The 22320-nt window shown below is 66.7% G+C and carries 20 protein-coding genes, 1 tRNA gene and 1 pseudogene; 12 read left to right on the top strand and 10 right to left on the bottom strand.

What is annotated here, in order from left to right; translation table 11 throughout:
* Nucleotides 1-39: 39 nt before the first annotated feature.
* Entirely contained in the window at nucleotides 40-1509 is a 1470-nt protein-coding gene (locus CA951_RS28650; RefSeq protein WP_256974120.1) for an O-antigen ligase, read from the bottom strand.
* 64 nt (nucleotides 1510-1573) lie between these two features.
* On the bottom strand, nucleotides 1574-3079 hold the full coding sequence (locus CA951_RS28645) for a hypothetical protein (RefSeq protein ID WP_087560057.1): 1506 nt from the start codon (nucleotides 3077-3079) through the stop codon (nucleotides 1574-1576).
* A 226-nt stretch (nucleotides 3080-3305) separates the two neighbouring features.
* Between CA951_RS28645 and CA951_RS28640 the strand changes: the two genes are divergently transcribed.
* On the top strand, nucleotides 3306-4013 hold the full coding sequence (locus tag CA951_RS28640; protein ID WP_306300860.1) for a GNAT family N-acetyltransferase: 708 nt from the start codon (nucleotides 3306-3308) through the stop codon (nucleotides 4011-4013).
* Between the two features lie 61 nt (nucleotides 4014-4074).
* Here the strand turns inward: CA951_RS28640 and CA951_RS28635 are convergent, their stop codons facing one another.
* The gene (locus CA951_RS28635) at nucleotides 4075-5418 is read right to left on the bottom strand and encodes a polysaccharide pyruvyl transferase family protein (RefSeq protein ID WP_087560056.1); all 1344 of its coding nucleotides are present in this window, start codon (nucleotides 5416-5418) and stop codon (nucleotides 4075-4077) included.
* 206 nt (nucleotides 5419-5624) lie between these two features.
* Here CA951_RS28635 and CA951_RS28630 point away from each other — a divergent pair, with 206 nt between their 5' ends.
* Entirely contained in the window at nucleotides 5625-6995 is a 1371-nt protein-coding gene (locus CA951_RS28630; protein WP_087560055.1) for a glutamate-1-semialdehyde 2,1-aminomutase, read from the top strand.
* 129 nt (nucleotides 6996-7124) lie between these two features.
* On the opposite strand, the gene CA951_RS28625 is transcribed toward CA951_RS28630, so the two are convergent.
* The 3 genes and pseudogenes from CA951_RS28625 to CA951_RS28615 form a co-directional block, all read right to left on the bottom strand.
* A complete protein-coding gene (locus CA951_RS28625; protein WP_256974119.1) occupies nucleotides 7125-7937 on the bottom strand; it encodes a polysaccharide lyase in 813 nt (270 codons plus the stop codon).
* Nucleotides 7938-8101: 164 nt separating this feature from the next.
* Nucleotides 8102-8742 (bottom strand): annotated as a pseudogene (locus CA951_RS28620) (ScbR family autoregulator-binding transcription factor).
* A gap of 114 nt (nucleotides 8743-8856) precedes the next feature.
* Nucleotides 8857-9471: a TetR/AcrR family transcriptional regulator gene (locus CA951_RS28615; protein WP_256974126.1), complete on the bottom strand. Its 615-nt coding sequence runs from the start codon at nucleotides 9469-9471 to the stop codon at nucleotides 8857-8859.
* 238 nt (nucleotides 9472-9709) lie between these two features.
* Here CA951_RS28615 and CA951_RS28610 point away from each other — a divergent pair.
* The 8 genes from CA951_RS28610 to CA951_RS28575 all read left to right on the top strand — a co-directional run bounded on the left by CA951_RS28610 (nucleotide 9710) and on the right by CA951_RS28575 (nucleotide 16162).
* Nucleotides 9710-9780, top strand: a tRNA-Gln gene (locus tag CA951_RS28610).
* Nucleotides 9781-9856: 76 nt separating this feature from the next.
* The gene (gene glmU, locus CA951_RS28605) at nucleotides 9857-11359 is read left to right on the top strand and encodes a bifunctional UDP-N-acetylglucosamine diphosphorylase/glucosamine-1-phosphate N-acetyltransferase GlmU (RefSeq protein ID WP_087560053.1); all 1503 of its coding nucleotides are present in this window, start codon (nucleotides 9857-9859) and stop codon (nucleotides 11357-11359) included.
* Entirely contained in the window at nucleotides 11356-12336 is a 981-nt protein-coding gene (locus CA951_RS28600; RefSeq protein ID WP_087560052.1) for a ribose-phosphate diphosphokinase, read from the top strand. Before glmU ends, CA951_RS28600 begins: the two co-directional genes overlap by 4 nt.
* A gap of 71 nt (nucleotides 12337-12407) precedes the next feature.
* Nucleotides 12408-13043 carry a DUF2461 domain-containing protein gene (locus CA951_RS28595; RefSeq protein ID WP_087560051.1) on the top strand — a complete coding sequence of 212 codons (636 nt, stop codon included), beginning with the start codon at nucleotides 12408-12410 and terminating at the stop codon, nucleotides 13041-13043.
* 264 nt (nucleotides 13044-13307) lie between these two features.
* Nucleotides 13308-13871, top strand: coding sequence for a hypothetical protein (locus CA951_RS28590; protein ID WP_087560050.1), 564 nt, complete (start codon nucleotides 13308-13310; stop codon nucleotides 13869-13871).
* 43 nt (nucleotides 13872-13914) lie between these two features.
* Nucleotides 13915-14301 carry a hypothetical protein gene (locus CA951_RS28585; RefSeq protein WP_087560113.1) on the top strand — a complete coding sequence of 129 codons (387 nt, stop codon included), beginning with the start codon at nucleotides 13915-13917 and terminating at the stop codon, nucleotides 14299-14301.
* 53 nt (nucleotides 14302-14354) lie between these two features.
* Nucleotides 14355-15572, top strand: coding sequence for a cytochrome P450 (locus CA951_RS28580; RefSeq protein WP_087560049.1), 1218 nt, complete (start codon nucleotides 14355-14357; stop codon nucleotides 15570-15572).
* The gene (locus tag CA951_RS28575; protein ID WP_087560048.1) at nucleotides 15569-16162 is read left to right on the top strand and encodes a TetR/AcrR family transcriptional regulator; all 594 of its coding nucleotides are present in this window, start codon (nucleotides 15569-15571) and stop codon (nucleotides 16160-16162) included. Before CA951_RS28580 ends, CA951_RS28575 begins: the two co-directional genes overlap by 4 nt.
* Nucleotides 16163-16237: 75 nt before the next feature.
* Here the strand turns inward: CA951_RS28575 and egtD are convergent, their stop codons facing one another.
* From egtD to egtA, 4 genes are read right to left on the bottom strand one after another with little or no spacing between them, the layout of a single operon-like run.
* Nucleotides 16238-17212, bottom strand: a complete 975-nt coding sequence (egtD, locus tag CA951_RS28570; RefSeq protein ID WP_087560047.1) for an L-histidine N(alpha)-methyltransferase — start codon at nucleotides 17210-17212, stop codon at nucleotides 16238-16240.
* Complete coding sequence (gene egtC, locus CA951_RS28565; protein WP_087560046.1) at nucleotides 17209-17955, bottom strand: ergothioneine biosynthesis protein EgtC; 747 nt, start codon at nucleotides 17953-17955, stop codon at nucleotides 17209-17211. The genes egtD and egtC overlap by 4 nt, the downstream gene beginning before the upstream one ends.
* A gap of 1 nt (nucleotide 17956) precedes the next feature.
* On the bottom strand, nucleotides 17957-19261 hold the full coding sequence (gene egtB, locus CA951_RS28560) for an ergothioneine biosynthesis protein EgtB (protein ID WP_087560045.1): 1305 nt from the start codon (nucleotides 19259-19261) through the stop codon (nucleotides 17957-17959).
* The gene (gene egtA, locus CA951_RS28555; RefSeq protein ID WP_087560044.1) at nucleotides 19261-20475 is read right to left on the bottom strand and encodes an ergothioneine biosynthesis glutamate--cysteine ligase EgtA; all 1215 of its coding nucleotides are present in this window, start codon (nucleotides 20473-20475) and stop codon (nucleotides 19261-19263) included. Before egtA ends, egtB begins: the two co-directional genes overlap by 1 nt.
* A 145-nt stretch (nucleotides 20476-20620) precedes the next feature.
* On the opposite strand from egtA, the gene CA951_RS28550 reads away from it, so the two are divergent.
* Nucleotides 20621-21796 carry an aminotransferase class V-fold PLP-dependent enzyme gene (locus CA951_RS28550; protein WP_087560043.1) on the top strand — a complete coding sequence of 392 codons (1176 nt, stop codon included), beginning with the start codon at nucleotides 20621-20623 and terminating at the stop codon, nucleotides 21794-21796.
* 40 nt (nucleotides 21797-21836) lie between these two features.
* Nucleotides 21837-22241 carry a PPOX class F420-dependent oxidoreductase gene (locus CA951_RS28545; RefSeq protein WP_087560042.1) on the top strand — a complete coding sequence of 135 codons (405 nt, stop codon included), beginning with the start codon at nucleotides 21837-21839 and terminating at the stop codon, nucleotides 22239-22241.
* Nucleotides 22242-22320 lie beyond the last annotated feature (79 nt).

Genomic DNA, 22320 nt, shown 5'->3' with positions numbered 1-22320 from the left:
TGGAAGTACTGGTAGATGCCCACAGGGCCCGCTGCCGCTTCATCTGTGTACCTGCGCTGGGAATGATGCAGACCCGCGTCGATGCGGATCAGGTGTCAATTGGTCCGCGGGAGCCCGCTCTGCCCAGCCGATTGCGATACCGACGAGCAGCATCACGACCGCGTTCGGAAAATCGAAGAAGCGGAGGTCCACCGTGAGTCCGGAGATCACGAGCACAACGAAGGCCATCATCGCCACAAGCGCGAGACGCCTCCCACACAGACCGTCGGCCGGCAACACCTGGAATGCGTGGAAGAGACCACTGGCCATCAGAAAAAGCACCGCGAGCCACAGAACCAACCCGATCAGCCCCAGTTCCGCCGCGATACCGAGCTCATTGAAGTGCGATGCGATTCCGAAGCCGCGAATCCATGGCACGTCGGGTGCCCACTGCTGGTGATGGTACGTGTTCATCGCGGTGAAGCGCCCGATCCCCCATCCTGCCAACGGTTTCTCCTGGATTGCCCAGAACGCCGTCTGCGCAGTGTTGAGGCGATCCTGCAGTTCGTCGGGTGAGCCGACGCCACCCGCGGAACGATCGCTGCTGATGAAGGTCGACCATTTGATGGCCACGGCGGCCGCGGCGACCCCACCGGTCACGACGAATCCTGTCCGAAATCCCTTGGCAAGCACAGCTCCGATCAACACCACGACAGCGAATGCCAGCCACACGACTCGCGTGTGGGTGAGATAGACGCCGTAGGCGGACGCTGCCGCGATACCCATGGCCAGAATCCGGCTCCACCGGGGTTCACTGCGCGTTGAGGCCAGGAGGAGCGCCACGATGAAGCCGAGGATCAACACCACGCCGTTGACCACGGGCTGGTCGAAGATGCCGACGGCTCGCCCCTCCCAACTCGGAGACTCGACTATGTAATGGGGCCAGACGAGTGCAGTCGGACCATGAAACTGCAGAATGCTCATCACCGCCGAGTAGGCCCCGAGCGACACGATCGTCCACAGAAGGAGCCGGACTGCAGACACCCGGTCGAACGTGTACCGCCCCACGAGAAACATGGTGAACGGAATGATGGTGCCGGTCAGCACGAATCGCGGTACGGAGAGTGCTTCGCCGGACACGGGGACCACGGAGCCGAAGGGGTGCGAGGAGAACATCGACATGATGTTCCAGGTGACGTAGAGAACCATCGCACATTCGATGACGCCCAGACGCGGAGCGCGGTCGGTTCCCCGGGCAATCCAGATCGCCCACGCTCCCACCACCCCGAGGAACGCCAGGACGAAGGGATCCACCGGCAGAATGCTGGGTAGGGCGACCCGAAGAAACGTGGTAACCAGCAGCAGAAGCACAGCGACCACCGGATCGCGCAGTCCCGAGATGACGAGAACACTGCCGATGGCGCCGAGCAAGAGAAGCACACCGAATTGAGTCGGCACCTTCGCGGCGGCTGCGAGGACAATCAGCAACGCCACGGGGAACGCGACGCCCGGCAGCCATCGGGGGGTCACTCCACCCGTTGGCGAAACACTGGTGGGGTCGGCGGAGTGCGGTGCCAGTCTCATAGTGGTCAGGTCACGGATGCGCGGTCTGATCCGAGGTGGACTCGCGGACCTTCAGCATGTCGACCTTGTCCAACTCGTCGGTCTCGGCCGACTCATCCAACTCGGCGGACTCATCCGAGTCGGCCGACTCGGCGGACTCGTCCGTCGGCGGGGTCGGCGCAGTAGGTCGCGTGCACCGGGGATCGATGATGACGGCGCCGAGTAACCTCGACTCCACCTGCCCGAGCAGCCGACATGCCTCTACCGTCTCGGGGACACGCGTGGTCCCCCGTTCGACGACGAGCACCACCGCGTCCGCTGCCGCGCAGATCACCTGCGCCTCAGCTGCTTCCGTGATCGGCGGAGCCTCGACGACGACCACGTCGGCAACACTGTGTGCCTGCTGGAGTAGCTTTCCGAACCGCTCACGGGTGAACAGCGCGTAGGGATCACCGTGCCCGGTCCCGGTCGGCATTTCCAGAACTACGCCAGGTTCCGCCTGGTGGATGAACTCGGCGATCGCCGGTGGGGTGACCGCGCCGAGGAAATCCGCGACGCCCGGAGGTTCATCGACGTTCGTTGCGCGCGCGGAACCGCTCAGATCCGCCCGCAGGATCAGGGAGCGTTCACCCTGGATCGCCCTGTGCTCTGCAATTGCCCGCGCAACCTGAGCAACCCCCGCGGTACGTCGCGGCGCGGCCACCACGAGCGTTGCCGGGCGGGGAAGATCGGCCAAACCGATAATGTTTGCCAAACGCCGGAATTGCTCCTCTCGACCCCTCTCCGCCCGAGGTTTCCCGCCGCGCGGTACCTCGACCAAGGTCTCCACGCCGACCTTCCCACGCAGGTCGTCGGCGGTCCTGAGGCGCTTCGACACCGCATCCAGTGCAAGAGCTGCAACGCAGCCGAGTATCAGGCCGCCGAACAGCCCGAGCAGCACGTTCCGCGCCAGAGATGGGCGTTCCTCTGCGACTCCTGCGGCGAGCTGTTGGTCCTGCAGCTCGTTTGTCGTGTCCAACTCGATCGCAGTGATCCGGTCCTGGAGTTGCGCCATTGCGACGGCGTCTGCTTCGGGGGACGAACGCTGCTCGTCGAGCTGTTGCCTGAGCTCCGCGAGGGTGCCGGCCCTACCTGCGAACCTGACGGCATTGACGTCGTCCCGAAAGGCCCCGGCCATTGACGTTGCCGCGGATGCCGCGGTTTCGGGGTCGTCCGCCGTGGCGTCGATGTAGAAGATCGGACTCGCTGCGGCCATGCTGGCGGCGAAGGTCACATCGTCGGGAACGTCCGCCTGAGCACGAATCCGCTCCTGGTAGGGCCCGTTGTTGAAGTAGTCGACATACCCCACCACCAGGATTGCGTCCTGCTCGGGAGCCCGGCCCGGCGAGGAGACGATCAGGGCCGCCCTGCCCGTGTAGCTGGTCCCGGCTTCCCTCACTGCTGCGACCGCCCCGAGGACCGCCAGCGCCGTGACGACGAGCACCAATACACGACGGCGCCAAATACGCTCGATCTGAACGTTCAACGTGCTGGTCACGCGTCCCTCCCACCAACGGGTTGCGGAGAATCGCACGTCCCCGCTGTGATGTCGGCCGGCTCGGCACACCATCGTCCAACCGACGGCGCCGATCCGAAACGTCGACTTAGCGATTCCCGACCTGAAGATTAATTTACAACATCTACGAGGACATGCGGTATGGTTTTAGCCAATTTTCCATAATTTACGTTTGCCGGATGGAGCCGAGTAAAATCGACGGCCAGAGGTGAGGTCGTTGGATCTTCCGAGAACAAGAGTTGCAGTCGTCGCGGCCGCGAGGTTCCACCTCCGGCCACTACGCCGAATTCGGGTGGCACGCCGAGCCCCGGACCTACGCCTCGGCCCGGTAGCCGTCGCCGGCCACGAGGTGGCGCTCCGTTCCCCGCGATTGTCCGATGCGACTGCGTGGCGGGAAATCCGGCTGCGGGATCGGCGTCTGATCGAACCGTATTGGGTCAGTTCTCCATTGAGCTGGCAAGAGCGCCACACCGAGACGGTCTGGGTGGACGAATGCCTGCAGTCACGGAAAGCCGCTCGCGCCGGACTCGCGCTGCCGTTGGTGGTCGAGATCGACGGTCACTTCGCAGGGCAATGCAATCTCGAGCGCATCGACTTGCGCACGAAGACCGCGGAGTTGGGCATCTGGCTCGACGCACAGGTGACCGGCAAAGGTGTGTGCTCTGTCGTGGGCGTGCTACTCGCGAAGTACGCGATCGACACATTGGGACTACGCCGAGTCACCGCGCCCATCTGTGTGGACAATGCTGTGGCCGCGAGGCGGGCTGAGCGCATGGGCATGCGACGCGAGGGCACCATGGCCAGCTTCCTCGACGTCGGCGGCCACCGTAGAGATCACGACATGTGGGCGATCACGTCGGATATGTGGATCGCCTCGAGCACCGGCGACCAGCATCCCGACAATATCCAATATTGACGGCGCCCCGGGCATGCATGCACTCGGTGGCGCGGGACTCGGCCGGAACACGAACGGCGCTTTACCGTTCCGGCGCCCGGTTCCGTTGTTCCGACTCTACGAGCGCGAACACGCGCTCGAACGCCTGCTTGCTCGCACACACCTGCGCGCGTGCCTCCGCACGCAGGTCGGACCGCAGACGCGGGGCCTCCCTCCACATGCGATGAACCGCACGCGTGAGCCGTTCGTCGAGCCCGTCCTCAGCGAGCTGAATTAACTCGACACCGCCGGGGAACATCCCGCTCAGGCCACCGAGTTTGTCGTCGTAGTAACGCGATGTCGACAGTCCCACAACCGGAATTCCCTGGGCAAGAGCGAAAACCGCAACGTGGTATGCGCCGGTGACGAGTACACGACATCGCGCCACCTCGGACACCAGGTCCCGGGCACTGGCGAAGCGCCCCACCGTGGGTCTCACGATCGGGAACCCGTCGACCAACGGCATCGTCGAGTGACGATCCTCGGCCTCGTATTCGGAGACGATCAGCGGGACGAGACCGGCGTCGACCGTGCCGGCGAACCCCCTCACCACGCGACCGACGACATCTTGCGCCCTGTCCGTGACCGGGGAGTATCCGGCAACGCGAAGGCACACCCCGATGTCTGTTCCGATCGTGTCCGATTGCATGCCGTAGGCCAACTCCACCGCATCGTCCCCAGTGACCACGACCCTCTCGGAACGCACGCCGAGCGACCGCAGCAGAGCCGGACCTCGCTCTTCCTCGCGGACCGCGATGAGGTCGACCTTGGGCAAGACCTGCGTGGCATGAGCGAGCAAGTGTTCCCCGGTGAGCGGTCCGATGCCCTGACCGCACATCACGGTCGGAATGTGCAGGTCAGCTGCGCGCTCGAGCAGATCGAGGGTGCGGTGAGCCTGGTAGGGATCCACATCGGTCATGTAGCCGCCGCCCATGGCAAGCACCAGTGAGGCCTCGCGAACGGCCGTCGGAATGCGCGGAATGCGCCCGGTTTCGTCCGGCACGGCGGCCGGTGCGCGAAGAGAGTCCCGTACCCTGCGCGCGTAGCGCCGTGGACGATCCGAGACAGCCCACCAGCCCGCCGAGACCGGGCCTACCAACCGGGGCCCGGCGTACGCAGGTACCTGCCACCACGGTCCGGACCGTGACCATCTGCTCCCACGTCGATAGGTGACCGGCTCGGCGGCCGGAGCGAACGCGCGCAGCAACGACGGTGCGTAGGTCAGAACGCCGAGCCGCGCACCCGGCCATCGCTCACTCAGTCGCCGGACGGTGACGTCGAGGATGGCGAGGTCACCTCGATTGGTAAGCCAGTACTCCCCGTTCTCGATCAATACACGCACGGTCGAACTGTCGATGCCCGTCGAGTCGGCCTCATAGTTCGCCATTACTGTCCTTGAACGGTCCGGAGAGATATCGCGTACGGCTCCAGTCTCGCGCAGCAGCGCCGGGCCGACAACAGTCTCGTCAGATGCAGCCGGGGAACAGATTTCCGATCGACGCCACTTGCGAGTGCACCCCGACGGGGAGAGACTCGTCTCGACAGTACCGCACACTTGTAGGCGCTGCACCCTCCACACCCCGGAGTTCGGCTATGTCGATTGCACGCGACGACGGCTCAGCCCGCAGGTCGTTCACACGCTCCAACGAACTGCAGTCCCGGCTGAACAGACTGGTCCCGGGCGGCGCGCACACCTACGCGCGCGGCCCCGACCAATATCCGGACTTCATGGCGCCCGTTCTCGTTCGCGGTTCAGGTGCGCGTGTGTGGGATGCCGACGGAAACAGTTTCATCGAATACGGCATGGGTCTGCGGTCGGTGACGTTGGGGCACGGCTACCGTCCTGTCACGGACGCCGTGTGTGCCGCGATCGCCGATGGGACGAACTTCAGCCGGCCGACCGAGCTCGAACTACATGCCGCGGAGGATTTCCTCGAACTGGTCCCCGCCGCGGACATGGTGAAGTTCGCCAAGAACGGGTCGGACGTCACCACCGCCGCGGTCCGCCTTGCACGGGCGGTGACGGGTCGAGAGGTGGTGGCCATCTGCAATCAACCCTTCTTCTCGGTCGACGACTGGTTCATCGGCACCACCGCGATGAACAATGGCGTCCCGCCCGATGCCGCTGCCAGATCCGTCGGCTTCGCGTACAACGACCTCGCCTCGCTCAGCGCACTATTCGACTCGAATCACGGTCAGATCGCCTGTGTCGTCCTCGAAGCCGCCACCGCGACGGCGGAGCCGGAACCTGGCTTCCTGCAGGGGGTCCGCACCCTCTGTGACAAACATGGCGCACTGCTCGTCTTCGACGAGATGATTACCGGATTCCGCTGGTCGGCCGGCGGTGCACAGTCGGTCTACTCGGTCGAACCCGACCTGTCGTGCTGGGGAAAGGCCATGGGCAACGGCTTTCCGATCTCGGCCCTCGCCGGTAAACGTGAGTACATGGACCTAGGGGGCCTGAATACGGATCGCGAACGGGTGTTCCTCCTGTCGACCACGCACGGCCCCGAGTGCGCCGGACTGGCGGCCTTCCGAGCGGTCGTTCACGTCTACGCCACCGAGGATCCGATATCGCACATGGTGCAGTCGGGACAGCGCTTGGCCGATGGTGTCAACGCGGCCGCAGCAGAGCTGGGTATCGCAGACTACGTCCAAGTGATCGGCAGGCCATCCTGCCTCGTCTTCGTCACCCGAGACCCCGAACGTCGGCCATCGCAGGAGTTCCGCACGCTCTTCCTGCAGGAACTGCTGTCGGGCGGGGTGCTCGGTCAATCGTTCGTCACATCCGCGGCACACACCGCGGCGGACATCGCCCACACCCTCGAGGCGACCCGCCGCGCCCTGCAGATCTACAGCAAGGCAATCGAATCCGGCAGTGTCGCGGAATTCCTCCGTGGACGGCCCGTCGCCCCGGCCCTCCGCCGGTACGCCGCACCCCGCAGAATCGGCCCGTCGGACTAGTCGCCCCATTCGCCGCGGAGGCGCTCCGCGGTTTCTACACCCTACTTCCCCTGTGAAATAACCGGTTTGGGTTCGCAACGTCCAGATCCGTCGCAATGTGATTCAGAGGGCGAGACCATCGGCTATCGCCTACAGTGCCCCCTCCTCGGTGGCACACCGGAATCCCGCGTGGAAAACGACACCGGTGGGTTGCATCCCTTCCCGGTAGTAGCCCTCTTTGTAATAGACGGTGGCCGTGCCGGGGATCAGCGTACGGACGAAATAGGTGTCGGCACCGTTGGAGAAGGTCTGCCGTACGCCGTTGAGCCACAGCTTGATCCATCCGGTCGCGTCCGATGCCGACCAGTTGATCTGCATCTTCACGTCGTGCCAACTCCCCACGTCCAGTGGGGTGTCGAAGATGGACAGCGTTTCCAAATCGGCGCCGGGAACCGACTGCTTGTTGACGACGAGCGACCAGTAGCCGTTCCGCTCGCTCACATACCACCCGATCGGTGGGCTTCCGATACTCACGTCCTGGTGCCACTGGTTCGTCAGCCCCCACCCCAGGCCGGCGTGGTTCTGCGGAAATGTGGAGTCGAATTTGGTGGCGAACTGATACCAGCGTGCCTGGCCCTCGAAGCCGCCGGTCTCGTTTCCGGCCGCCACCTCGGAACGCTCACCTCCCCCGAACGACGGAGCGTCGCCACCGCGGACCTCGAAGCGAGCGGCCTGGCCATACGTCGCGTCAGGAACGATGCTCGCGGAATAGGTGGGGACGTAGCCCGTTCCGGGGCCGTTGTAGCTCTTGTTCTGCACCGACGGCCATTGGAAGAAGTTGCCGCCGCTGTAGTCACCTGTGAAGACCCGCGCCGCAGCGGTGGGGGTCGGCGCGGCGCTTGCCGCTACCGTCACCGCAAGCGGTGTGACGGACATGGCGATGACGACGGCCGCAACGGCCACGCGCGAAGGAAACGCAGGACGCGAGCGGAACATGGTGGCTCCATCACTTTGGGTGAGCGCGGCCTCCCACAGCCTTCTGTCCGCCCCCAACATAGGCAAGAGAGCTATCCATCACTTTGATGATGAGCGTACTCAGCCTGACATCTGGAATCCAGTGGCTCCGGTCAGCGCAGCAGGCGCCGCGAGGCGAACTGGCGGAAGTACACGAGCTTCGACGGCTCGACCAGACCGGGAAGGATGAAGTACCAGACCCGTTCCATGCGGCGCGGAAGTTCGTCGAACGCGCCGGTCGCGCTCGCGACGACGTGGGCCCCAGGAGCGACCCGAGTAGGAACGTGGAGAGCGTGGTCGTCGAGACGTCGTCCTCCGCGAGGATGTCGCCCTCCTCGACCGCGCGGGTGACGAGTCGTTCGAAACCCTGCTGCCACGACGCCACGACGTTGCCGTGCGTTCCCTGGTAGTCGCCGATCTCGTGCTGCAGTCGCAACATCGCGGCAACGATCGGATCGGAACTTGCCGCCTCGATCGCCACGTAGGACAGGGCGACGAGCGCCTCCATTGCCGGCGTCGGCCCGTCGCTCACGGACGTCATGCCTGCTGTGAGACGGATCTGTCCCTCGTCGATGACACCTCGGGCGAGGTCTTCCTTCGAACTGAAGTGGAAGTACAACGCACCTTTGGTCACACCCGACTGCTCGATGATCTCGTTGAGACCCGCATTCGCGTAGCCGAGCCTCAAGAACACGTCGGCCGCCGCCATGAGGACCGAAGCCCGAGTTACCTCTGCTCGAACCTGTCTCGCCATCGACTGCCTCCCGAACAACCCCCCCGACGGGGCGCGCAAACTCCAGCGAACCCTAGCACTTGACAGGCTCCGCCCTCCGGAAGTTGAACCGCGAGTCCGAAAACGAGAACACGTTCATCGAGGAGGGGTGCGGGGCCGATCGGTGCCCAACTGCGGATCGGCCTCCAGATTGGTCAGCCCGTTCCAGCACAGGTTCACGAGATGCGCGGCGACGACCTCCTTCGGCGGCGTCCGCTCGTCCAGCCACCAGGTAGCAGTGGTGGACACCATTCCGACCAGCGCCTGCGCGTACAGCAGGGCCAGATCCGGATTGAAGCCGCGCCGCGAGAAGTCGCCGGCGAGGATGTGCCCGACCTGGCCGATGGCCTCGTTGAGCAGGCTCGAATACGTTCCGTCGGGTGCCGCCACCGGCGAGTCGCGGACGAGGATGCGGAATCCGTCGGTGTGCTCCTCCACGTAGGTGAGCAGCGCCAGCGCCACCCGCTCGACCCGGATCCGGGAACGGTTCTGCTTCAGCGACGACGTCACCATCTCCAGCAGCCGCGACATCTCCCGATCCACGACAACGGCGTAGAGGCCCTCCTTGCCACCGAAGTGCTCATAGACGACCGGCTTGGAGACGTGGGCCCGCTGCGCGATCTCCTCGATCGACGTGGCCTCGTAACCGCGCTCGGCGAACAGGGCACGACCGATCTCGATCAACTGCTCCCGGCGTTGCGTACCGGTCATCCGGGTGCGCACCGCTCGCTCGGGGGTCGCGTCCACGTCCGTGGGTCGGGGCACCGAGGCACCATCCTTTCCTGACACTCGCGACGACGAAGTGCCGCGGGCAGCGCGGAAACACTGCAGGTAGCACCCACTCTATCGGGACGACCGAGACAAATTTCCGGAGCGGTTCGACGGGCGGCGGGTCGGCATGCGAGGATTCTCTCGCGCAAACGGGCGTGACACCCCGTGTGTGTGGCAATCCGCCGTAGTGTAATGGCAGCACCTCTGATTTTGGTTCAGATAGTTCAGGTTCGAGTCCTGGCGGCGGAGCAGAAGCCTGCGGAGAGAATTCCTGCAGGTGGAGCTGTCGAGAACAGCAAGAGCGGAACGACCCAGAGGGAGCTTCATGCCAGTGCAGACCGCCGTGGTCGTCCTCGCCGCCGGCGCGGGAACTCGGATGCGGTCGAAGACCCCCAAGGTGTTACACACCCTGGGTGGACGCACGATGCTGGCGCATTCCCTGCACGCCGCCGCCGAGGTCGATCCGACACACCTCGTCACTGTCGTCGGTCACGACAAGGAACGCGTCGGCAGGGCTGTCGGCGTTCTCGAGACGGAACTGGGCCGCCCGATCGCGATCGCCGTCCAGGACGAACAGAACGGCACCGGGCACGCCGTCGAATGCGGCCTGGCCGCCCTGCCCGCCGACTTCAACGGAACCGTGCTGGTCACCGCCGCGGACGTCCCCCTTCTCGACGGCCGCACCCTGCACGCTCTCGTCGACGAGCACCGCAGCGAACCCACCCCCGCGGCGGTCACGGTGCTGACGTTCACCGCCCCCGAGCCCCGGGGCTACGGCCGGATCGTCCGTCTCCCCCACGACGGTGAGATCGCCGAAATCGTGGAGGAGGCCGACGCCACGGAGGAGCAGGCAGCGATTACTGAGGTCAACGCCGGTGTGTATGCGTTCGATGCCGAGTTCCTGCGCTCCGCACTCGGGCAGCTCAACGCGAACAACGCGCAGGGCGAGCTGTACCTGACCGACGTCGTCAAGATCGCCCGCGAGGCCGGCGCACCCGTCTTCGCCGCCCACCTGGCCGACTCCGCAAAGGTCGCAGGCGCCAACGACCGCGTCCAGCTGTCGCGGCTCGCCGCCGAGCTCAACCGCCGGACCGTCGAGAGCTGGATGCGAGCCGGGGTCGCCGTCGTCGATCCGGCGACCACCTGGATCGACGTCGGCGTCACGCTGGCTCGCGACGTCACCATCCACCCGGGCGTGCAACTGCTCGGCACCACCTCCGTGGGTGAGGACGCCGTCATCGGTCCCGACACCACCCTCACCGACGTGTCGGTGGGCGAAGGCGCCAGCGTGGTGCGCACCCACGGTTCGGAATCGACGATCGGCGCAGGCGCCACCGTCGGTCCGTTCACCTACCTGCGTCCCGGCACCGTCCTCGGTGAATCCGGCAAGCTCGGCGCGTTCGTCGAGACGAAGAACGCCGACATCGGGGCGCACTCCAAGGTTCCTCATTTGACCTACGTGGGTGACGCCACGATCGGCGAGTACAGCAACATCGGTGCGTCGAGCGTGTTCGTCAATTACGACGGCGTCGGCAAGAGCCGTACGGTGGTGGGGTCACACGTCCGGACCGGATCGGACACCATGTTCGTCGCTCCGGTACAGGTCGGTGACGGTGCTTACACCGGTGCCGGCACGGTGCTGCGTTTCGACGTACCGCCGGGGGCACTCGCAGTCTCCGGAGGCAAGCAGCGCAATATTGAGGGCTGGGTGCAACGAAATCGGCCCGGTACCGCCGCCGCCGAGGCGGCGTCCGCTGCGGAACAGCACCACAGTTCAGATCTGCACGAAACCGAGAAGCAAGATTTAAAGGATGGCATAGAGCAGTGACCGCGAATTGGATCGACAACCAGAAGAACCTCATGCTGTTTTCTGGTCGCGCGCATCCGGAGCTGGCCGAACAGGTCGCGAAGGAACTCGACGTGCGGGTCACCCCGCAGACTGCCCGTGACTTCGCGAACGGCGAGATCTTCGTCCGTTTCGAGGAGTCGGTCCGCGGTTCCGACGCCTTCGTGCTGCAGAGCCACCCGGCCCCGCTGAACACGTGGGTGATGGAACAGCTGATCATGATCGACGCGCTCAAGCGCGGATCGGCCAAGCGCATCACCGCGGTCCTGCCGTTCTACCCGTACGCCCGCCAGGACAAGAAGCACCGCGGCCGTGAGCCCATCTCGGCTCGCCTGATCGCCGACCTCCTCAAGACGGCGGGCGCCGACCGCATCATCACGGTCGACCTCCACACCGACCAGATCCAGGGCTTCTTCGACGGCCCTGTCGACCACATGCACGCCCAGGGTCAGCTCGCCGAGTACATCCGCGGCAACTACGGCACCGACAACATCGCCGTCGTCTCCCCCGACTCCGGTCGCGTCCGGGTCGCCGAGAAGTGGGCCGACACCCTCGGTGGCGCGCCGCTGGCGTTCATCCACAAGACGCGCGACCCACTGGTGCCCAACCAGGTGAAGTCCAACCGCGTCGTCGGTGACGTCGAGGGCCGCACCTGCATCCTCATCGACGACATGATCGACACCGGTGGAACCATCGCCGGCGCCGTGAAGATCCTCAAGGAGGCCGGCGCGGGCGACGTGATCATCGCCGCCACCCACGGCGTCCTGTCCGACCCGGCGGCCGAGCGCCTCGCCGCGTGTGGTGCGCGGGAAGTCATCGTCACCAACACGCTCCCGATCGAAGAGTCGAAGAAGTTCCCCACCCTCACGGTGCTGTCCATCGCGCCGCTGCTGGCTCGCACGATCAAGGAAGTTTTCGAGAACGGCTCGGTCACGTCGCTGTTCAACGGCAACGCCTAGGAGCTTCGCGCCTGTGAGTGGTTGACGAGTCCAGGGACTCGTCAACCACTCACAGGCGTAGCCTTGCCCGTGTGTTCACCGGGATCCCCACCGCTGCTCTCGACTTCTACGAGGACCTCGAGGCAGACAACAGCAAGAGTTTCTGGACCGCGCACAAATCCGTCTACGACCACTCGGTGCGCGCACCCATGACCGCCCTGCTCGCGGAACTCGAATCGGAGTTCGGCGCGGGCAAGGTGTTTCGCCCCTACCGCGACGTCCGGTTCTCGAAGGACAAGACGCCCTACAAGACCCATCAGGGCGGATTCGTCGAGACCCGCCCCGGCGTGGGCTTCTACGTGCAGATCGACGCGGCCGGGCTGTTCGTCGCGGGCGGCTTCTACTCGCACACCCCGCTGCAGGTCGGCCGCTTCCGTGACGCCGTCGACGACGACCGCAAGGGCCGCGAACTCGTCCGGCTCGTGAAGAAGGTCCGGTCGTCCGGTTTCGAGATCGGCGGCGACACGCTGAAGACGCGACCCCGCGGCGTCGCCGAGGACCACCCGCGCCTCGACCTGATGCGGCACAAATCGCTCACCGCCAGCCGCAGCTACCTCTCCCCCGACTGGATCGAAACACCCCGCGCCGCTGACGAAGTGCGCACCGCCTGGCGTTCGATGCGTCCGCTCGTCGACTGGCTGACCACCGTGATCGGCGCCGGAGAATGAAACTTACCGGTCGGGAAAACATGTGCGGCACACAACGTTTCCTCGGCATTTTCCGGGCGTTGGCATGATCTTCGTCACGCTTGTCCGCAGAACCGCAGGTCGTACTTACGGCGATGTGACTCGCACGCGCGAATTCCCCTACTGTGGCTCGTCGTGATCGACGCGCAGACTCTCTCCGGCCCTATCGATATCGCTGCAATTCGAAACGTCCGGCGTTGGTCGCCGGGAGCGTGCGTATGGTGCGGAGACGACAACGCAGTCGAGATGTTCCGTAACGAACCTCGGTGTGGCACTTGCCGCGAGAAGGAAACGGTCATCGACGAGGCCCGCCGCTTCCTGGGCATGTACGGTCTGCGTCCACTCGGCGGCACGTTGCAGTCCGACGACGACGAGGAGCGCGAGCACCGCGTCAACGCCCGCGACGCACGCCGCGACCTCAACGACACGAAACTCTCGGAACTCCCGGATCCGGCCGCCGTGCGCAAGGCCCTCCGCCCCCGGGCTGCCAGTGTGGTGTCGGAGCCGCGCAGCACCGCCCATTCCGGAACGTCGTCGGCCACCGCGGCGTCCCGCCCGAGCGCGTCCCGCACGTCCGCAACGCCGCCGGTGGCACCGGTGCGCACCGACGCCGTCGACGTCGCTGCGCTCGAATCGCGCGTCACAGGCCTGCTCGATCAGCTCTCGACCATCGACGCGCAGATGAATCTGATCGGTGAGCCCGCCGGCCTCGCCGCACGCGCCCGGATCAGCGACCTCGAGAAGCAGCGCGCCACCGTGCTCCGCACCCTCGCCGCACTGGAGAAGGCCCGGATCGCGGCCGGCCAGTAGGCCACACTGCTCGGACTGCCGCAGGGTGATACCGTCGCCCTTCGTGCAGCCCGCCTCCTCTCCCACCGCGCTGGTCATCGACGCGAAGAAACCGCCGATGGGCCCGATGCTGGTGACGCCCAACGCCCGGATCAACGGCTTTCCCGTGCCGCTTCGGTGGGGTCACAACGTCATTCCGACGCCTCCCGGTGTGCACCACATCGAGATCGCGGTCCCGTGGATCTGGGAGCAGGGCAAGGCGCAGATCACCGTCGACAACCGGTATCACCCGGCTCCCCCGGTGTATTACGCGTCGCCGTTCAGCAGTTTCAGCAAGGGCGCCATCGACCATCGGCCGGTGAAGAATCCCGGCCTGCTCGGGTTGCTGCTCATTCTCACCCCGGTACTCGTCGTGATCCTCGCCGTGGTGGCGTTCGCCCTGTTCGGCTAGGTACCCGGCATCGCACCATTGACACTTCTGCCGATGTGTCTCACCATCGATACATGACCGCACATGTGTCGAGCGTCTCGTTCGTGCCGAGGTCCGGACCCACGTGGCGCGCCCCGTGGCAGATGTACGCCGCGCTGCGCGACCACGACCCCGTCCATCACGTCGTCCCCGAGGACGCACCCGGGAACGACTACTGGGTGTTGTCCCGGCACGCCGACGTCTACGCCGCCGCCCGCGACGCCGAGACGTTCTCGTCCGCCGCCGGCCTCACCACGACGTACGGCGAGCTGGAGAAGATCGGCCTGCAGGACAATCCGCCGCTGGTGATGCTCGACCCGCCCGACCACACCGCGTTCCGCCGCCTCGTGTCGAAGGGATTCACCCCGCGGCAGGTCACGGCCGTCGAACCGGCGGTCCGGACGTTCGTGGTGGAGCGCCTCGAACGACTGCGGGAAGCCGGCGAGGGGGATGTCGTGAAGGAGCTGTTCAAGCCGCTGCCGAGCATGGTCGTTGCCCACTACCTCGGCGTCCCCGAGGAGGACCGGGCGCAATTCGACGGCTGGACCGATGCCATCGTCGCGGCCAACGCGCAGGGCGACACGCTGCAGGCGACGAGTGCGGTCACCGATCTGATGGGCTATTTCGGCGGGCTGATCGAGCGGCGGCGCACCGACCCCGGAGACGACACGGTCTCACACCTCGTCGCGAGCGGGATGGGGGCCGACGGCGATCTCACCGGACTGCTCTCCATCCTCGGTTTCGCGTTCACGATGGTCACCGGCGGCAACGACACGACCACCGGAATGCTCGGCGGCGCAGTCCAGTTGCTCACCGAACACCGCGATCAGCGCCGCGATCTGATCGACAACCCGGAGCTCGTCGGCAACGCCGTCGAGGAACTACTGCGGCTCACGGCCCCCGTCCAGGGCCTCGCCCGCACGGTGACCCGCGACGTCGAGATCGAGGGCACCGCCATCCCCGAGGGCCGGAAGGTGTTCCTGCTGTACGGCTCCGCGAACCGCGACCCGCGCCGGTTCGGACCGGATTCGGAGGAGCTGGACGTGCGCCGCAGACCGACGCAGATCCTCACGTTCAGTCACGGGGCCCACCACTGTCTGGGCGCGGCCGCGGCCCGGATGCAGGCCCGGGTCGCGCTGGAAGAACTGCTGGCCCGCTGCCCCGACTTCACCGTCGACATCGACGCCGTCGTCTACGCCGGGGGCAACTACGTGCGCCGCCCGACGAGCGTCCCGTTCCGGGTGCGCGAATGAACGCCGACTGGATGCGCGACGAACGCCCCCGCCTCGCCGCCGAGCGACTTCTCGACGTCGCCGCGCAGCTGTACGTCGAGAAGGGCATCACCGCTGTCGGCATGGCCGACGTCGCCCGGGCGGCCGGATGTTCCCGTGCCACGCTGTACCGCTATTTCGACAGCAGGCAGGCGTTGCAGCTGGCGTTCGTCCACCGCGAGGCGCGGCGCATCGGTGCACTGGTCGCGGACGAGGTGTCCGGGACCGCCGACCCGAAGGACGTGATCGTCGAGGCGATGCTGGCCGCGATCCGGCTGGTGCGCGCCGACCCGGCCCTGGCCGTGTGGTTTCAGCTCGGCGACTCGGGCCTCGCCGCGCAGATCGCGCACTCGTCGGACGTCATCGAGTCGTTGGGCACCGCCTTCCTCGGGCAGGCGGGGTTCTCGGGAGAGGCGACGTCCCGGAAGGCCCGCTGGCTCGTCCGGATCATCGTCTCCCTGCTCACCGTCCCGGGCGTCGACGACACCGACGAACGCACCATGCTCGAGCAGTTCGTCGCCCCAGCACTGGCCGCACACGATGCGGACGAACGGGACGCCCGTTCGATCTGACGCGACGAGCGTCCCGTTCGTAGGGCAGGTGAGCGGCAAAGCGTGCGGCGGCACACTACGCCACTCACGTGGGGGTCACCTCCGCGCGGCGCACACCAGCGCGAATCGCGCGTCCGGGTCGGTCCAGACACGGTCGACGCCGAATCCCGCCTCCGCCAACTCCAGTCGAATGCCGTCGAGGGTGAACTTGGCGGAGATCTCCGTCCGCAGCTGCTCACCCGCGGCGAACTCGACGTCCAGATCAAGCTCGGCGATGCGGATCGACATCGCACGCTCGGCCTCGAGCCGCATCTCGATCCACTCGTTGCCGGCGTCCCACAGCGCGACGTGCCGGAACTCGTCCACCGGGAAGTCCGCGTCGAGTTGCGTGTTGAGTACCTGCAGCACATTGCGGTTGAACTGTGCGGTCACCCCGGCGGCGTCGTCGTATGCGGGGACGAGAACGCCGGGATCGACGACCAGCCCGACGCCGAGGAGGAGGTGCTCCCCGGGTTCGAGGACGTCGGCGATCCCGGAGAGGAACTCCGCGCGCTCGGCGGGCACCATGTTTCCGAGGGTGCCCCCGAGGAACGCGATCGTGCGGCGACCACCGCGCGGAAGGTGGTGCAACGACTCGGTGAAGTCGCTGACGACACCGCGCACGGTCAGATTCGGGAACTCCGTTCCGATCTGCTCCGCCGCCCCCTCGAGCGCGGACACCGACACGTCCTGCGGCACATACGTGTGGAGGGTTCCGCGCCGGGTGCCGGCGTCGAGCAGCAACCGGGTCTTCTCCGAGGACCCCGATCCGAGTTCCACGAGGATCTCCGGCGCCGCGACCTCGGCGATCTCCCCCGAATATCGTCTGAGCAGTTCCCGTTCCGTGCGCGTCGGGAAGTACTCGGGTAACGCGGTGATCTGCTCGAACAGTTCACTGCCGCGGGCGTCGTAGAAGTATTTGGGCGGCAGCCACTTCGGGCTCGACGTGAGCCCGACGGTGGCGTCCTTGCGGAGTGCGGCCTTCAGCTGTTCGGGCTGCAGGTACACCTCGAGGGTCGGTGTGGTGGTCATCGTGCTCCCATCTCGAGCGGGGTGACGATCAGGTGTCCGGGACGTGCGCTGACGAAGTGACGGTCCGGAATCGATTGCCATGCAGGGTCGTCGTCGTAGGGTTCGGACATCACGATGGCCCGTTCGTCGTCGACGAGCACCGACAGCGAGTGATGCCACGTGGTGGCCCACAGTTCCGTGCCGTTGCCCAGCAGTAGATTCAGTCGCGAGTTCGGGGCCGCAGCAACGACGGACTGGACGAGCGAACTCATCGCCTTCTCGGGGTCCTGCTCGCCGAGCGCCCGGCGCAGCAGCAGCCACAGCGCGGCCGAATCGGTCGGCGCCTCGAGTTGCAGCAGATCGGCCACGGGCAGTTCCGCGGCGATCCCGGCGAGCGACTCGGGCCACCCGCGCACCACCCCGTTGTGACTGAAGGCCCAGGTGTCGTCGGAGAACGGTGCGCACGCCGTGTGCTGCACGGGCATACCGACCGTCGCCGACCGGGCGGCGGCCACCACGGCGTGGGAGCGGATGTTCGGCAACATCTCTCGCACGACGGGATCCGACCACAGCGGCGCGGCACTGCGGTAGCGGGAGAATCCGTCCGCGCCCCACCACCCGACGCCGAACCCGTCGGCGTTGACGGTTCCGCCGCCCCTCATGTCGCGCGGCGCGTACGACTGGTGCAGCAGCGAGTTCTCGCCGCAACCGACGAGGTCGGCCACTGATCGTTCCGGTCCCAGATAGCCCAGGTGTCGGCACATCTCAGCAGTCGTCTCCCGGAAGGTCCCGGGCACAGCGGAATCCGGAGAAGATCTGCCTGCGGATCGGGTGGTCCCAGTTGCGGAACGTCCCGCGGCACGCCACCGGATCGGTGCCGAACGAACCGCCGCGCAGCACGCGGTAGTCGCCGCCGTAGAACACCTCCGAGTATTCGCGGTACGGGAACGCCGCAAAACCGGGATAGGGCTCGAAGGGCGACGACGTCCACTCCCATACGTCCCCGATCAGCTGATGCACGCCGAGCGGGGACGCCCCCGACGGATATGCCCCGACCACCGCTGGTCCGAGGTGGCGCTGCCCGAGGTTGGCCAGCGACGCGTCGGGTTCGCCGTCCCCCCAGGGGAATCGGCGCGAACGGCCGTTGAACGGATCCCACCGCGCCGCCTTCTCCCATTCGGCCTCCGTCGGCAGCCTCTTGCCGTCCCAGCGCGCGAACGCCTCGGCCTCGAAGAAGCAGACGTGCACCACCGGTTCCTGGGGATGAATCGGCTCGGTGACCCCGAACCTGCGGCGCCACCACGTTCCGCAGCCGTCGTTCTCCCAGAACTGGGGTGCTTCCAGCCGCGCGTCGAGGCGATGGGCCCACCCCCGCTCGCTCCACAACTCGGGGCGCGCGTACCCGCCGTCGTCGACGAACTCGAGGTAGCGGCCGTTGGTGACGGGGACGGCGTCGATCACGAACGCCGGAACGTGCACCGGATGTGCGGACCTCTCGTTGTCGAGCGCCCACGGATCGTCCGACGTTCCCATCGTGAATTCGCCGGACGGAACGACCACCTCGTCCTCGGCGATCGCCCCACCGACACGCGGCGCGCTTTCCGCGGTCAACACCGCTGCACCGGAGCGCAGTTGGTGGGTGGCGAGCATCGTCTCGGCGTGCTGCTGCTCGTGTTGCGCGATCATGCCGAACGCGAATCCGTTCTCCTCGAGTGGGCGGCCCCGGAACGTGCTGCCGTCGAGGACGTCCCACGCCTTGTCTCGGACGGTACGGAGGTATTCCCTGGCCTCGTCCGGGTTCAGCAGCGGCAGGGAGGGCCGCGAGTTCCTGGAATGTTTGAACGCGTCGTACAACTCGTCGATGTCGCGGCGGACGGGTTCGCGGCCGCCGACGTCCCGTACGAGCCACAGTTCTTCCTGGTTGCCGATGTGCGCGAGATCCCACACGAGCGGGCTCATCAGCGGGGAATGCTGCGCGACGAGGTCTTCCCCGTCGACACAGTCCGTCAACCCGGCGGTGCGCTCCCGTGCCCGTGTCAGCACCGTCTCGATCTTCTCGCGAGTTCCCATCAGCGTTCCTCGCTCGGGGCCTGGCCCCGGCAACATCGTTCGGCGGCGGTGTCGAGCAGTCTGACGAATTCGGGGTCGGGCGAGTACGCCGCCGCCAGCGACAGCAGAGCTGTTGCCGCAGCACGCAGTTCGAGGTCGGCCAGGCCGAACTCGGCGGCGTCCCGCCAGCGTTCGGCGGTGGGCAGGGCCGCGGCGAGCGCCTCGGCCATCGCTCCCGGTCCCGACAGCAGTGCGTCGATAGCTGCGATCGGGACCCGCCACTGGTCGCCCGGTTGCGCGTCGAGGTAGCGCACCTCGAGATGCCCGGCTGCGCGAACCGGCGGGAACAGGGTGGTGAGGTGATAGTCGAGGTCGGCGGACGTCGGGCGTCCGATCACGTCGTCCAGCGCCCCCTCCACCCAGTCCGCGAAAGTTGCACCGTCGGGCGCCGTCCAGTCCGGTCCGTCGTTGCGGATGCACAGCAACGGAACGTCCAGCACCCACGCCGCATAGTCCGCGCTGTGCGGGGTCCCGGTGGTTCGCGGCGAATCGAGTTCGAGCCACGTCCGCATCCGCTGCGACGCCCACTGCCCATCGGGTACCCCGTAGAGCCGCGGTGAACACGCGAACGCCGCGATCAGCGCGGGTCCGACCGCATGCAGCAGGTGCCACCGCTTCTCCACCGCAACCGGATCGACTCCGGCGTCCACGCTGATCTGGGTGGCGGCGGTATTGCACATCATCAGTTTGCCGAAGGGCCCGATGCCGGTGAAGCGGGATTCCATGGCGCAGTACCGCGGTGACTGGAGGAGACGCTGAGCGGGCCTGCGGGTGTCCGCGGCCTCGGACGACATCTGAATCGACCGCGCCGACAACAGTTCGGCGAGTACCGCCTGATCGGCGGCGAGGTAGTCGCACAGTTCCCGTGCGGAGTGATAGGGGGCGCTGGACAGTTCGATCTGTCCGCCAGGTTCGACCGTGACGGCGCTGCCACCGGGAAGGGGCTGGGCAGGAGAAGAGGGATCGATGGTTCTGGGGGTGTGCGGCCCGAGAGCTTCGGCGAGAGCGGCGAGGTCGGGACGCACGTATTCCGGCAGTTGCGCGGTCAGCCACTCCAATTCCGCGCCGATCAACTGCGGTGGCCCCAGTTTGAAGCACACACCACCCAGATACGCCTCCGCCGCCGGTCGCGACGTGAGACACGTTGCTTCGACGGACTGAACTGCAGTAGCCATTCGACCCTCCCCTTCGGGCGCCGCCTGAACGTCGTTATCGACATTAGAGCGCCTCGGCCGTCGATGCACGCCCCATCGGCATACTTTTCGAGGAACCTCACGGGTACGTTCGAGTCCAATTACCGCAAAACGGGAGGTATCGGACATGCTCGACCTCGAGCAGGCGCGACGGGACACCCCCGGGTGCCTCGACAAGGTGTTCCTGGACAGCGCGGGCTCCTCGCTTCCTCCGGCCCCGGTCCTGGACGCGGTGTTCGCGCACCTGCGCCGGGAGGCCGACGTCGGGGGCTACGTCGCGGCGGCGGAACGAGCCGACGATCTCGCGGCCGTGAAGTCGTCGCTGGGCCGCCTGATCGGGGCGGGCGCCGACAGCATCGCACTGGTGGACAGCGCCACCACCGCCTGGAACGACTTCTTCCACGCCGTCCCGCTCGAGGCCGGTGACCGCGTCCTGATCTCGGAGGTCGAGTACGCCAGCAACGCCATCGCCGTCCTGCAGCGGGCCCGGTCCGTCGGCGCGACGGTCGACGTCGTTCCCAGCGACCCCGCGGGCCAGATCGACGTCGCCGCGCTCGGGACGCTCCTCGACGACCGGGTCCGTCTCGTGTCCCTCGTGCACGTGCCCACCAACGGCGGCCTGGTCAACCCCGTCCGCGAGGTGACGGAACTGGCACACGCACACGGCGCACTCGTGCTGCTCGACGCGTGCCAGTCCGTCGGCCAGATCGCCCTCGACGTGGGCGAACTCGGCGTCGACGCGCTCTCCGCCACGGGACGCAAATGGCTGCGCGCGCCGCGGGGCACCGGCTTCCTGTACGTCCGGCCGGATCTGGCCGCGACGCTCGAGCCGGCCTCGCTCGACCTCCACAGCGCGGAGTGGACCGCGGCGGACGCGTACCGCCTCGCGACCGATGCCAGCCGGTTCGAGTTCTGGGAATGCGACGTCGCCGCCCGCCTCGGACTCGGGGTGGCGGCCGACTATCTCCTCGCCCTCGGAGTGGACGAGGTCGAGGCGGCCGTGGTGGCCGGGGCCGAGCACCTCCGGTCGGGGCTCGCGGCGATCCCCGGGGTCACCGTGCGCGACCTCGGCGCCCGCCGCTGCGGAATCGTCTCGTTCACCGTCGACGGGTTCGATCCGGGCGACGTCCGGAAACAGCTGGCCGCCCGCGACGTCACCGTCACGGCCAGTCTGCGCGGTTCGACGCTGCTGGACATGAGCGCCCGCGGACTGGACGCCGTGGTGCGGGCATCGCCGCACTACTTCTGCTCCCCCGACGATCTCGACCGGTTCCTCGCCGAGGTCCGGACACTCGCGAATTAGCGCAGTAGGCTGGAATACACCCGAGATTCAGGACTTCGAGATGACCGATGAGGCATCACCGGCGCTGCGACGCTTCGCCGCGGAGAAGGTCGTGCAATTACAGACACGCAAACGCGACGGGTCGTGGGTGGACACCCCGGTCAATATCGCCGTGAAGGGCGATCGGGCGTACTTCCGCACCCCGGGCCGGGCGTCGAAGAACAAGCGGCTGCGCAATTTCCCGGACGTCCGGATCCGCCCGTGCACATGGTCCGGGAAGCCCACGGGTCCGCCGGCACAGGCCACGGCGCGACTGCTGTCCGGTGAGGAGGCGCGGGCCGCGGGCGCGCTGATCGACAAGAAGTATCCCGTGGTGCAGCGGATCGGGGTTCATCTCGCGCACCGTCTGGCACGGACTCCGACCCTGCACTACGAGCTGTCCGGCGTCACGGACCTGCCCGGATAGCCGGGCAACGGCCTCCCGGCACCGCGTCCCACTCACCGGGAGATCCACCGAATCGGGTTTTGTAACAGGTTACAGTTCG

Source organism: Rhodococcus sp. NCIMB 12038, assembly GCF_002165735.1.
In the GTDB taxonomy this organism is placed as follows: Bacteria; Actinomycetota; Actinomycetes; order Mycobacteriales; family Mycobacteriaceae; genus Rhodococcus_F.
This window is presented reverse-complemented; position numbering and strand designations above follow the sequence as displayed.